Here is a 10745-nt window from a genome sequence, read left to right as displayed (position 1 = left end):
GCGCGCGGGCTCGTGATCGCTGGATTTAAGCGTAAGCTCTGAAATCGTCATGTGTCGAAGCCCTCAAAGGCTCCGAACATCGTCCTTCACGCCGATCACCGAAAGGTGCCGTCGGGACATCGCTTACCACCGTGTTGCCTGCGCACGCTCGAAATCCGCCCGCCCCAAGGCAAAGGAAGCGTTGCCCGCGCGTCATCAAAAATCGAGATCCGTCATCCAGATCCGTGCACCAACGCCGCGGGAAGCGATGGGCGCTTGTCGCTGACGGTCGCGGTGTTCATGCCATCGGGTCTATGCCGCAAATCCCTGAACGCGAGTTAAGTTGCTCAAGCCTGCGCAACGCATTCCCAGCCGGTGTCAAATACTTACCGATCTCAGCCCTGTCTGGATCAGGCCCGAAGGGCGTCACGGAAACTTTCATTTCAAACTGAACTACTCTGTGTGCTTCGCATTTCAGCAGCTGACGCACTTTGGCGCAAACCGGTCTCCCCCACACGTCATACTACTAAAAGAGAAACAATCTCGTTGAGCAAAGCGGGAGGATCGACACCGACCGCAGAAGCCTTTCTGCCAGTGGGCCGGACTGTCGAAGTCCCGCCAACCGCACCGACTTAGCCGCTCCACTCGGGGCGCGCCGAAAATCCGGAGAGAGCCATGGAAGATATACGCGTCGTCACCGATTTCCCGCGCAAAGTGCGCGAGATCGAGAATCTCTGGATTCCGATGCCAGACGGCGTGAAGCTGGCCGCCAGAATCTGGCTTCCGGAGGATGCCGAGGCCGATCCGGTGCCGGCGATTCTGGAATACCTGCCCTATCGCAAGCGCGACGGGACGGTGGAGCGCGATGCGCTGACGCATCCCTATTTCGCCGGGCACGGCTATGCCGGCGTGCGCGTCGATATGCGGGGCTCCGGCGACAGCGAAGGGCTGTGCAAGGGCGAATACTTGAAGCAGGAGCAGGATGACTGTTTGGCTGTCATTGAATGGCTGGCGAAGCAGCCCTGGTGCTCGGGCAGCGTCGGCATGATCGGCATTAGCTGGGGCGGCTTCAACGGGCTGCAGGTTGCCGCCCGCCGCCCGCCGGCGCTGAAAGCCGTCATTTCCCTGTGCTCGACTGACGATCGCTACATCGACGATATTCATTATCTGGGCGGCGCCATGATGTGCGACAAGCTGAGGTGGGGAACCACCGCCTGGGCGGGCGCCATGACTCCACCCGATCCGCTGATCGTCGGCGACCGCTGGCGTGCCATGTGGGAGGAGAGGCTCAACGGCAACGGCATTTGGGCGCATGACTGGTTCGAGCATCAACGGCGCGACGATTTCTATAAGCATGGCTCCGTCTGCGAGAACTATGCCGACATTGAGATCCCGATCTATGCCGTGGGTGGTTGGGTCGATGGCTATCCCAACGCAATCTTCCGGATGCTGGAGAAACTGCCAGGTAAGCGCAAGGGCCTCATCGGGCCGTGGGGGCATAAATATCCGCATTTCGCCAAGCCCGGGCCGCGGATCGGCTTCCTGCAGGAGTGTCTTCGCTGGTGGGACCAGTATCTGAAGGGGATCGACACCGGAATTGAAAACGAGCCGATGCTGCGGGCTTGGATCCAGGACTCTGCAAGACCAGCGCCGATCTATGAGGAGCGTCCCGGCCGCTGGGTTGCTGAACCGGGTTGGCCGGGACCAGGCGTGAAAAAGCGAATGCTGTATCTTGCACCGCACCAACTAAGTGAGAAAAAGGGTAAGGACGAGGTGCAGACGATCTGCTCGCCGCAGACCGCAGGCCTATCCTCTGGCTCCTGGTGCGGATATGGCGCCGTGCCAACACAACCGATCGATCAGCGGACCGAGGGAGGCAATGCGCTAATCTTCGAGACGGAGCCACTCACCGAGGCGGTCGAGATCCTAGGCTTTCCCGAATTCGAGGTGACGCTTGCCTCCGACAGGCCCACCGCGCTTCTTTCGGCCACGCTGTCGCAGGTTTTCCCCGATAGTGCGGCTTCACGGGTGAGCTTCGGCATCCTCAACCTCAGCCATCGTCATGATGATCTGGAGATCGAGCCGATGGTGCCGGGAAAGTTCGAGACGATCCTACTGAAGCTGCGATGCTGCGGGCAGCGCTTCGAGGCTGGCGAGCGCATCCGCCTCGCGGTTGCTACCTCCCATTGGCCCATCGTCTTTCCGACGGCGGAGAAAGCAACCTTGTCGATCCATTGCGGTTCAAGCCGGCTGATCTTGCCAGTGCGCGAGGCGCAGCCGCTCGATACGACGCTGGCCGCCTTTCCCCCTCCAGAAAGCGCACGCCCGATGGAGCAAAAGGTGATTGTCGAGGCGGAACCCTTCAAGCGGTCTGTCTGGACAGATCACATTACCGGCCTAACCGTGTACCAGGTCGCCAACGATGCCGGTACGGTTCTGCATCCACATACCGGCATCACGCAATCGGCGCGAAGTGTAGACCGCTTCAGCATCAATCCGGACGACCCCAACTCAGCGGAGGGAACCTGCACCTGGGAATACACGTTCTCACGCGATAGTTGGAAAGCCAGTATCGCTGTGAGCGCGACCGTCAGGGCTTTTCGCGATGTATGGCGAATAGAGACCCATATGCTCGCTCACGACGGCGACGAGGTGGCGGTCGAGAGCAGAGAGGTGAAGGAGTGGCCGCGAGACCTCAACTGACAGCGACCGAAGGTGCAGGGATCGTTTAGCGGGCTGAGTTAGGCAGCACGGAACCGCTTTTGGTTTAGTCATGCCTTTCAAACACAATAGCGCGCGCCGCCATCGTATCGAGAAGATGAAGTTCAGGGTGACGAACTGGCCAGAATATGAGGCAGGACTTCGTCATGGTGGCAGTTTGACTGTGGGTGACGCCCGAAGCCCTGTTCAGGTGGCAAGCGCCAAGACGCGTGGCGGCCAGCCCCGCTATTCTGATCTGGCGATCGAGACCACCTTGACGCTGGGCCTTGTGTTTGGGCTGCGGCTGACCAGGCAGAAGGCTTGCTGGAATCGGTGCTGCAGCTGATGGGGCAGACGCTCGCTGTCCCGATCATCCTCCAGCCACTGGCCGGCGCCGTAGACCTGCAGGCCAGTGGTGTCAACAAGAACATGCACTGGTCCCTCCGGCGTAACCTGGCGATCATGCCGTTTGTTGGGCGATTGCCATGTCCGCGCCCGACTGCTCAAGGTGGAGAAGCACGGCACCAAATCACGTCGCAGCTGGCGCAAGCTGCCTCTTGCACTGGATGCCGACAGCGGCGAGATCATCGCCGCCCTGACTGGTCAGGACACTCGCAACGCAAGACGAATGATCGTAGCACTCGCCCACAAGCTGCTCACCGCGTTGCGGCGCATGGATTTTTCATGGTCGGGATCAGCAACGGATCCCACCGAGTACAAGGTGGCGGCGCATTTGTTGCGTGCGATGGTGGGCTCCCCTCGGATCCTCTCAAATCAGCGGAGCTGGTTGAACCGGGCAGCCAAAATGGCTTGACAAACAAATCCCCATACAAGGTTCAATCAATGCCCATTCCGTTTGAGATTTGCGAAGCCACTATTCCCGAACTGCAGGTTGCGATGGCTTCAGGTCGCGTAACATCCCAAGGCGTCGTCAGTGCTTACCTTGCTAGGATAGAAGCGTATGATCGAAAGGGTCCCTGCCTTAACGCAGTAATTCGCTTGAATCAGTTCGTCTATGATGCCGCCGCCGCACTCGATGATGAAAGGCGGGCTGGTCGGGTGCGGGGGCCAATGCACGGAGTGCCGATCATCCTGAAGGACAACTTTGCGACATCGGAGATGCCCGCATCTGCCGGCTGTTCTGCATTAGCTAAGCTGTGGCCACGGAACGATGCCTTCCAAGTGAAAAAAATGCGTGAGGCGGGTGCCGTCATCTTAGGCAAAGCAAGCATGGATGATCTTGCTGAAACCATAACCGGGACAAGCTCGTTGGGTGGCCAGACGCGCAATCCGTACGATCTCAACAGGATTCCTGGAGGCTCAAGTGGAGGCAGCGGTGTGGCCGCTGCCGTCAGTCTTGCCGCGATTGCATACGGAACCGATACAGCCGGATCTATCCGCATACCCGCAGCTTACAATAACTTATTTGCGTTGCGGCCGACAAAGGGGCTATCTAGTAACAGGGGCATCATACCTTACTCGCATACGCATGACACAGCAGGGCCGCTCGCCCGTACAGTAATCGATCTGGCGGTGGGGCTTGACGTCACGGTCGGACCTGATCCTGCCGATCCAAGAACGAGAGGGGCGGCATGTCGAGTGCCGTCCTTTATTGGAGCACTTGATGCGGCAGCTCTAAAGGGCGCCCGACTGGGTATCGTCGGTAACTTCTTCCGCGAAGCGGACGATGCGGAGGCGATGGGGGTCGTAGAAGTTGCAGTGAAGCGATTGAAGGAGTGTGGTGCTGTCACTCTTGCAATCGAACTTCCAACTCCGCTGGAGGTCGCGGACGGTGTAGTGTGGGATTACGAATTTAGGTCCGATCTAGCGGACTACCTCGCCGCCATCCCAAGCGCTCCTGTGTCGTCTCTGTCGGAGATCTTGAGTCAAGGATTGTTTAATCCGAAGCTGCGAGAACAGCTACAGCATGCGAATACCTCCGCCGGTGAAGACAGCCCCGAATACCGCCTCGCGCTCGCGCGTCGAGAAGGCATTCAGCGCGATCTCTTGAGTATTTTTAACTTACACGGGTTAGATGCTCTAGCTTATCCGACGCTTCGAAGTAGGCCACCCCTCATCGGCAGTGTATCGCCAAAAACGAACACCAGCCTTAGCGCTGTAACTGGATTTCCGGCAATGGCGATTCCTGCAGGATTCACCTCGGACAATCTGCCGATTGGCATGGAGTTGCTTGGTCGCCCGCTGGGGGACCATCGCCTAGTCGCATTGGCTTATGCCTACGAGCAAGCAGTCAGGCCGAGACGATCGCCCAACACTACGCCGCCTCTAGGTGCTAGTGGTTCTCGCCTGACATAAGAGTCCGATTTGGAAGTCCCTTTCGCGGGAGCGCAGATAGTGTCCTGAAGGTTCTGCAAAAAGCTCTGGAGAGAGACCAGCCCTTACTCTGAGGCGAAGGGCGGCCATGGCACGCTGGTGACGTTGCGATCACCGATTCCCGTGGAAGGGTAAGTGCCATGACCAAGCGAGACGTTAGACTGAGCAGAGGCGAGTTGAAAGCGTTGCTGTTGTCGGATGAGGACGGCTTTCGCAGAGTTTTGCAGACTGTCGTGCAGGAGGCTTTGGAAGCCGAGATGACGGAGGCGATCGGGGCCGAGAAAGGCGAGCGGACGACGGAGCGGGTTGGTTCCCGGTCCGGCTATTACGAACGCAAGCTTGTGACGCGGGTTGGCGTGCTGGAGCTTCGGGTTCCGCAAGATCCGGCCGGCCGGTTCTCGACGGAGTTGTTTGAGCGTTATCAGCGATCGGAAAAGGCACTGGTATCGGCGCTGGTCGAGATGTACGTGCAAGGCGTGTCAACCCGGAAGGTCAAGGCGATCACCGAGGAGCTGTGCGGCCATTCCTTCTCGGCCTCGACGGTGAGCCAGGCGACGGCGCGGCTGGATGAGGCGCTGGAGGCATTCTATGAGCAGCGGCTTGCCTAACCTTACCCGTACCTCATTCTGGATGCGCGCTATGAGCGGGCGCACAAGAAGGAGAGCCTGAGGGCACTGGCTTGCTGCGGGGGACTGAGGACAGGTCGATCTCGACGGCCGCCGCTGGTTTCAGCCTCTTCAGGCGGGAAATCTTCTCCTCTCCCCGAGGGTGGGTAACGGCGATCTCGACGAAGGGATTCGTATCCCCGACCTGGAGATGGAGGTCAGGTATCACCTCGCCATGGTGGCGGAATTCCAGCTGTTGACGAGGCGCGCGCTGTCGCTGCCGAACTGCCGGCGGATCTCGACGTCATGATGGCCCAGATTGATCGACATTGGCGGACAATAGCCGCCGGCATTTGATGGCCGCTAGTCCTTCAAGCAGGGATACGCGCCCCTAGGTTTCGCGTGTCGGTGATTTGTCTGGTCTATAGTGTGACCGACAATCCTAACGTGGTGCTGCAAGACCTTCGATCGTCGGCAATCCGACGTCCGCTAATCGCTACCCGAATACCAGAAGCTGCACGTCAGCTTCCGTGAAGAGTTTCGGGCGCCAGCAGGCGTACGAAAGTCCCCGAAGAAGAAACCCGCGGGCCACGGGCGATGGCTATGGGGATTTCGGATTTCGGCAGATGTCGGCGATGGCGCGACCGCCGTCGGGAAGCTCTGGGTTGAATGCGGACAGACCGCTTCGTTGCGCCTCCGCGCGGTGTTGGCCGCGGTGATCGGCGTCTTGCGGTCATAGAGCTTGGCGAAGGCGACCTTCGAATAGGTGTCGAGGAAGGTCTGCTGGTAGATGCGTCCGACCCCCTTCATGTTGCCGACATAGAAGGTGTCCTGGCCGCCGCAATAGCCCGGGCATTCACTCTCGAACTCACCATGCGCCTCCTTGTCCAGCTTGGCCTTTTCCAGCGCCGCCAATTGGCTCTCGGTGAGCACGATACCGTCCTGGGCGACCTTGGCCTCCAGCGCCTTCAGCCGCTTCTCCATCGTCTCCAGATCGTGACGCTGCCACACCCCGCGGACGCCCGACGGCGAGACCGAGTGGCCGAGCTTGCGCATTTCGTTGGCGATGCGGGTCTGCCCATAGGCGGGATATTCCAGCGTCAGCTCGAGGATGATCGCCTCGACCTCGGGCGGCGTGCGGTTGGCCAACAGCGGCTTCCGGCGCGTCAGTTCCTGCAGCGCCAGTTCGCCGCCGGTCTCGTAAAGCTCCTTGAAGCGGTAGAAGCTGTCGCGCGAATAGCCCATCATCTTGCAGACCTGGCTGACATTGCCGAGCTGTTTGGCCAGCTCCAACAGCCCCACCTTGGCGCGGATGATCTTTTGGTCCTTGGTCATGTCAGTGTCCTTTCCAACGCCGAGGCCGGGCGCTGCGAACCCTGACCACTCCGCGCCCGGCCTCGGCTCAAGCTTCAGCCTAGGACACCGTCTGTCAGATAAAGTTTAAACTTTTACACGTGAAACGTGACCGACCACCAGCGCGCCAAGTTCTGGCGCTGTGCCCGAACAACGTCGGTGGGAACACCCATCCTGACCGCATTGTCGCCCCTGAGGTCGACTAGGCGAAGGACCGCCGTAGTCGTGATCTCCGCATAGCGCCGTTGGGTCAGTTCCACCTCCTCTATCGGGAGGTCGTCGAAAGTCCTTCGCGCCGATCTCGGAACACGGCCTCGAGGAAGCAAACCTTCAGAGAGTCGCCGAGGTAGAGAACGCCAAAACGGTTGGCAGCAACACGACGCCGCGGATCGCTGAAACGGCTCGCCGACTTCCCGTATCCGAGGGGATCAGGATAGGTGCTCCAGTAGATCCGACCGAATGTCCGCCCCGGCGGTATGGTCTCGATTTCGAGCTTTGCGCGCCCGAAATCGGGTGGAGGTGGGACGCCGGGCATTCAGTCGAAATCGCCCCTGGCTATGCCTTCCGCCGCGGCCAACACCGAGCCGTCATCGCCTTGCTGAAGGGCTCGGAGTCCCGTCCGCCCATCGAGCGCGCCATGGCGCGACACCAGAAATCGATAGACCGCCCAAGCACGATCGCCCAACGTCGCATGGAGTACCGGCAATGCCCCGAAGGGACGACCGTCCTTGTCGAGTTGCCAGACAGGAAAGCGGAAGCCGCGCTTGGCGCCATTGACCCCGAGCACCTGACCATTCTGCCGCTTGGCGTTGACCGTCACCCGCGACGTGCCGAGCAGCTTGGCAAAGGCTTCGGCACTTAGCATGTCTTCGCCGGCCACAATTTCGGCAACACGCTTGCGACCGCATTCGCGCGCCTTGGCGAGCGCCGCTTCAAGCTCAGCGTCGGGCTTGCCCCTATCCTCGACGGGAAAAGCATCTGAAGCGCTCGGCTGTTCCTCGACCGGCGTGATCGTCTGCGCGCCGGCGGCCGGATCGACCTCTACCCGGAACGATACGCGATGGCCGATCTTGCGGCTGCGTGCGATCGCCTCCTGATAGCGTTCGAGCAACACCTTTTTGAAATCGGCCTGTGCCGGCAACTTCGTGGTAAAACTCAGGGCGACTCCCGCATGGGATGCGGTCCCGCTATGATTGCTGCGTTTTGGAGCGGCCATGATGACAACCTCCTGCTGTCACCAATATGGTTACAGATCGTAAGTTCGTCAAGTTCGATAATTTCGTAAAGGTGATGGAATTGTTATCGTGACCGACTGAGGCTCACACAATCCCCCACGCCCGAAACCTTCCCCTCCCCGTCATCTCGCGCAGCCCAAGCTCACCGACCAGATTCAGCGCCCCTTGTTTTGTCACTTTTAGCCCCTTCTGAACCATGCCAGTCGAGACAAGTGGCCGCGAGAGCACCAGCTCGATCAGGTCGGAAAGTTTTGAACTGACGCGCCGCTCCCGCAGCCGCCGTTCCATCTGGCTTTTCGCCATCACCAGCCGGTCATGCTCTTTCAACCCGGCGAGCGCTGCCTCGTGGATGGCATCGACAAAAGCCAACAACCGATCCGAGCGATTGCGCGCCCGCCGCCGCTCTCGTGGAATATTCTTGGCGCCGAGCTGCAGGCTGACGAGATGATTGCCGGCAAGACCCTCCTGCCGCAGCAGCGCGGCGACGAACAGCGGCCCGAGCCACGTGGCATGCTGCAGCACCTCGATATCCGACCAGGCCTCGAGCAGGACGGCGGCGCGCAGGATGACCGGCAGATCGCGGGTCCTGGCGATCACATCCCGCCATTCGGCGAGCCGTTCTTCTTCATTCCAGTCGAGGTCGTAGATCAGGTCGGGCCGCTCGTCCGAACGCGGCGTCCTCGCCGGCACGTCGGCGCCGCTCAGAATCTTTGACGAGCGCGCCAGTACAGCATCGATCTCGGCAAATTCTTCAGCCAAAAGATCGTCCTCACCATCGTCCCGACCGTCGGCTTCAACGGGGCTGGCTCCAGCCCCCTCCCCTTCCCGATTGTTTTGGCCCTCCGCCGCCGGCATCGCGCCGTCCCTGCCGGTCAGGGCCAAAAAACCGTCGCGACTGAGCGCCCAGTCCGGCTTTTGGCCAAAAATGCGCCGACGGGTTCGCAGCACCGCGTGCGCGCGGGTGAGTTCGTGGGTTGGGGTGCGGACGTCCATGTGGGCGTCGTGCAGGACGAGGTCTTCGAGGTGGACGAGCTCGCCCTCGAGCCACAGCGCGGCGGCTGCGTCGGCGAAATGCTGGCGCTCGACAAAACCGTCGCGGACCGGCGAGCGGGCCAGCCGCTCGTCGAGCCGAGCCAGCGCCTCGGTCGCCTTCGCGACGGGCGCGATGAGGGTGTCGAGGGAAAAAAGGCTGATGTCGTAAGGCATTGTTTTCATGATGGCTGATTCGCGTTAGTCAAGCTATCTGGCACTTAAGTTGACTTGCTGGGGATTTTCTCTGGCGTCTTTGTCACTATCGATAATCACCTCTTATCGATAGTGATTGTTTTTGCGGCGCAAATCAGCCATTTTCGGCCCCAAGATGGCCGCCGGCGACGTCCCGCGCGGCCGAGAATCACGCAAGGCGCGGCCATTTCGCCGCGCGAGAAAGGCCGCCTGGCATGTCCGACCAAAAACCCGTCCGCCTGCCCGACCCCGCTTCCGTCGAAACCGTACTCACATCTCTGCAGGCGCAGTCGGCCGACGCCGAGCTCGCCCCTGCCCTCAACAAAACCTTTCCAGGCTTTGCCTTCACCGTCGCGACGATCGACGATTTTTATTGGCGCAGCCCTCACGCCGTCGTCGCTGCCGACGGCACGCGCTGCGGCGATCATCGCGCCTGGATCGAACGCGAGCTGGCCGAACTGGGCGGCGATCTCACCGCGTTCTGGCACCGGCATCGCGGGGCCGGGGAAAAATTCGCCGAATGGCGCGGCGCCAGCGCCTTCGCCTTTGCGCCGACCGGGCCGGGCGTCGCCGATTTTATCCAGCTCTCGCTCGGCCGCGAGATCGAGGTTTTGGCCGGACCCGTCGTCGATCCCGATTATCGCCCCTATAGCGCCGACGATCTTTTGGAGCCGTCCTGGGTTTCTCGCGATTCCGCTGCCGAGGCGCAGCAGCTCGCAGGACCGGTCTACCGGCTGCGCGGCCGCGCCGGCGGCGGCATCGTTCACATGCGGAGTTTCTTGGCGCGCCGGGCCCGCATCGAACGCGAACAGCGGGCGGCACGCCGTCCCGAGCTCGAAAACCGCGTCATTCGCGAGGTTGGGCCCACCGGCACACGAGAGATCCCATTCCTGGAGGCCAATCCGGACTGGTTCGACTTTGTGCCGCGCGAGAACCGCTTTTTTGCCGACTGGCAGCGGTCGAGCGCCTGCGCCCACCGCATTTTTGACCATTGGGCCTTCGACATCCACGATCTTGAAGATCGTGGCCAAAAACGCGAGATCGGTTTTATCCCGCGGCCGCTCAAAATGCCCGCCGGGAAGCTGCCGTTGGAAGACAGTTCGGTGCACCGCCTGATGGAGCGGATCGAGGCGATCGACGCCGAGGTGGGCCTGCCCTTCGCCTGGTTCTTTCTGATGACGCACGGGCACTGGGTCGATCCGGACGTCGGCGATGCGATCGCCGACGGATTGCGTGCCGGCCGCGTGCGCCTGCCAGACCGCGATGCCGCCGTGCTGCTCGCCTGGGCCGACAAAAAATATCTGTTCTGAGCCGC

7 protein-coding genes and 3 pseudogenes are annotated in these 10745 nt (G+C 60.9%); 5 read left to right on the top strand and 5 right to left on the bottom strand.

The features are described 5' to 3' along the window. Positions 1–654 precede the first annotated feature (654 nt). Positions 655–2682, top strand: a complete 2028-nt coding sequence (locus EN846_RS28435) for a CocE/NonD family hydrolase (RefSeq protein ID WP_135914070.1) — start codon at positions 655–657, stop codon at positions 2680–2682. Positions 2683–3051: 369 nt separating this feature from the next. On the opposite strand, the pseudogene EN846_RS28430 reads toward EN846_RS28435, so the two are convergent. Then, positions 3052–3204: pseudogene (locus EN846_RS28430) on the bottom strand (IS5/IS1182 family transposase); the annotation flags it as partial. On the opposite strand from EN846_RS28430, the gene EN846_RS36045 reads away from it, so the two are divergent. From EN846_RS36045 to EN846_RS28420, 3 genes and pseudogenes are all read left to right on the top strand, one after another. Next, on the top strand, positions 3152–3493 hold the full coding sequence (locus EN846_RS36045) for a hypothetical protein (RefSeq protein ID WP_245518751.1): 342 nt from the start codon (positions 3152–3154) through the stop codon (positions 3491–3493). The pseudogene EN846_RS28430 and the gene EN846_RS36045 sit on opposite strands and share 53 nt — an antisense overlap. A gap of 29 nt (positions 3494–3522) precedes the next feature. Next, a complete protein-coding gene (locus EN846_RS28425; protein ID WP_245518744.1) occupies positions 3523–4995 on the top strand; it encodes an amidase family protein in 1473 nt (490 codons plus the stop codon). Positions 4996–5153: 158 nt separating this feature from the next. Then, positions 5154–5618, top strand: a pseudogene (locus tag EN846_RS28420) (transposase); the annotation flags it as partial. Between the two features lie 705 nt (positions 5619–6323). Here EN846_RS28420 and EN846_RS28415 read toward each other — a convergent pair. From EN846_RS28415 to EN846_RS28400, 4 genes and pseudogenes are all read right to left on the bottom strand, one after another. Further along, positions 6324–6953: pseudogene (locus EN846_RS28415) on the bottom strand (helix-turn-helix domain-containing protein); the annotation flags it as partial. A 283-nt stretch (positions 6954–7236) separates the two neighbouring features. Further along, on the bottom strand, positions 7237–7506 hold the full coding sequence (locus EN846_RS36040) for an RES domain-containing protein (RefSeq protein WP_245518743.1): 270 nt from the start codon (positions 7504–7506) through the stop codon (positions 7237–7239). Then, entirely contained in the window at positions 7507–8187 is a 681-nt protein-coding gene (locus tag EN846_RS28405) for an XRE family transcriptional regulator (RefSeq protein WP_135914067.1), read from the bottom strand. A gap of 103 nt (positions 8188–8290) precedes the next feature. After that, complete coding sequence (locus tag EN846_RS28400) at positions 8291–9412, bottom strand: RHE_PE00001 family protein (protein WP_189523720.1); 1122 nt, start codon at positions 9410–9412, stop codon at positions 8291–8293. Between the two features lie 233 nt (positions 9413–9645). On the opposite strand from EN846_RS28400, the gene EN846_RS28395 reads away from it, so the two are divergent. After that, complete coding sequence (locus tag EN846_RS28395) at positions 9646–10740, top strand: hypothetical protein (protein WP_135914066.1); 1095 nt, start codon at positions 9646–9648, stop codon at positions 10738–10740. The last annotated feature ends 5 nt before the right edge of the window (positions 10741–10745 follow it).

It is taken from the genome of Mesorhizobium sp. M4B.F.Ca.ET.203.01.1.1, from assembly GCF_004791025.1.
Classification (GTDB): Bacteria; Pseudomonadota; Alphaproteobacteria; order Rhizobiales; family Rhizobiaceae; genus Mesorhizobium; species Mesorhizobium abyssinicae.
This window is presented reverse-complemented; position numbering and strand designations above follow the sequence as displayed.

What these genes read in the sequence shown, in the direction of transcription:
- EN846_RS28435 (WP_135914070.1), top strand. Translation starts at nt 655, where the DNA reads ATGGAAGATATACGCGTCGTCACCGATTTCCCGCGCAAAGTGCGCGAG.
- EN846_RS28425 (WP_245518744.1), top strand. Translation starts at nt 3,523, where the DNA reads ATGCCCATTCCGTTTGAGATTTGCGAAGCCACTATTCCCGAACTGCAG.
- EN846_RS36040 (WP_245518743.1), bottom strand. Translation starts at nt 7,506, where the DNA reads ATGCCCGGCGTCCCACCTCCACCCGATTTCGGGCGCGCAAAGCTCGAA.
- EN846_RS28405 (WP_135914067.1), bottom strand. Translation starts at nt 8,187, where the DNA reads ATGGCCGCTCCAAAACGCAGCAATCATAGCGGGACCGCATCCCATGCG.
- EN846_RS28400 (WP_189523720.1), bottom strand. Translation starts at nt 9,412, where the DNA reads ATGCCTTACGACATCAGCCTTTTTTCCCTCGACACCCTCATCGCGCCC.
- EN846_RS28395 (WP_135914066.1), top strand. Translation starts at nt 9,646, where the DNA reads ATGTCCGACCAAAAACCCGTCCGCCTGCCCGACCCCGCTTCCGTCGAA.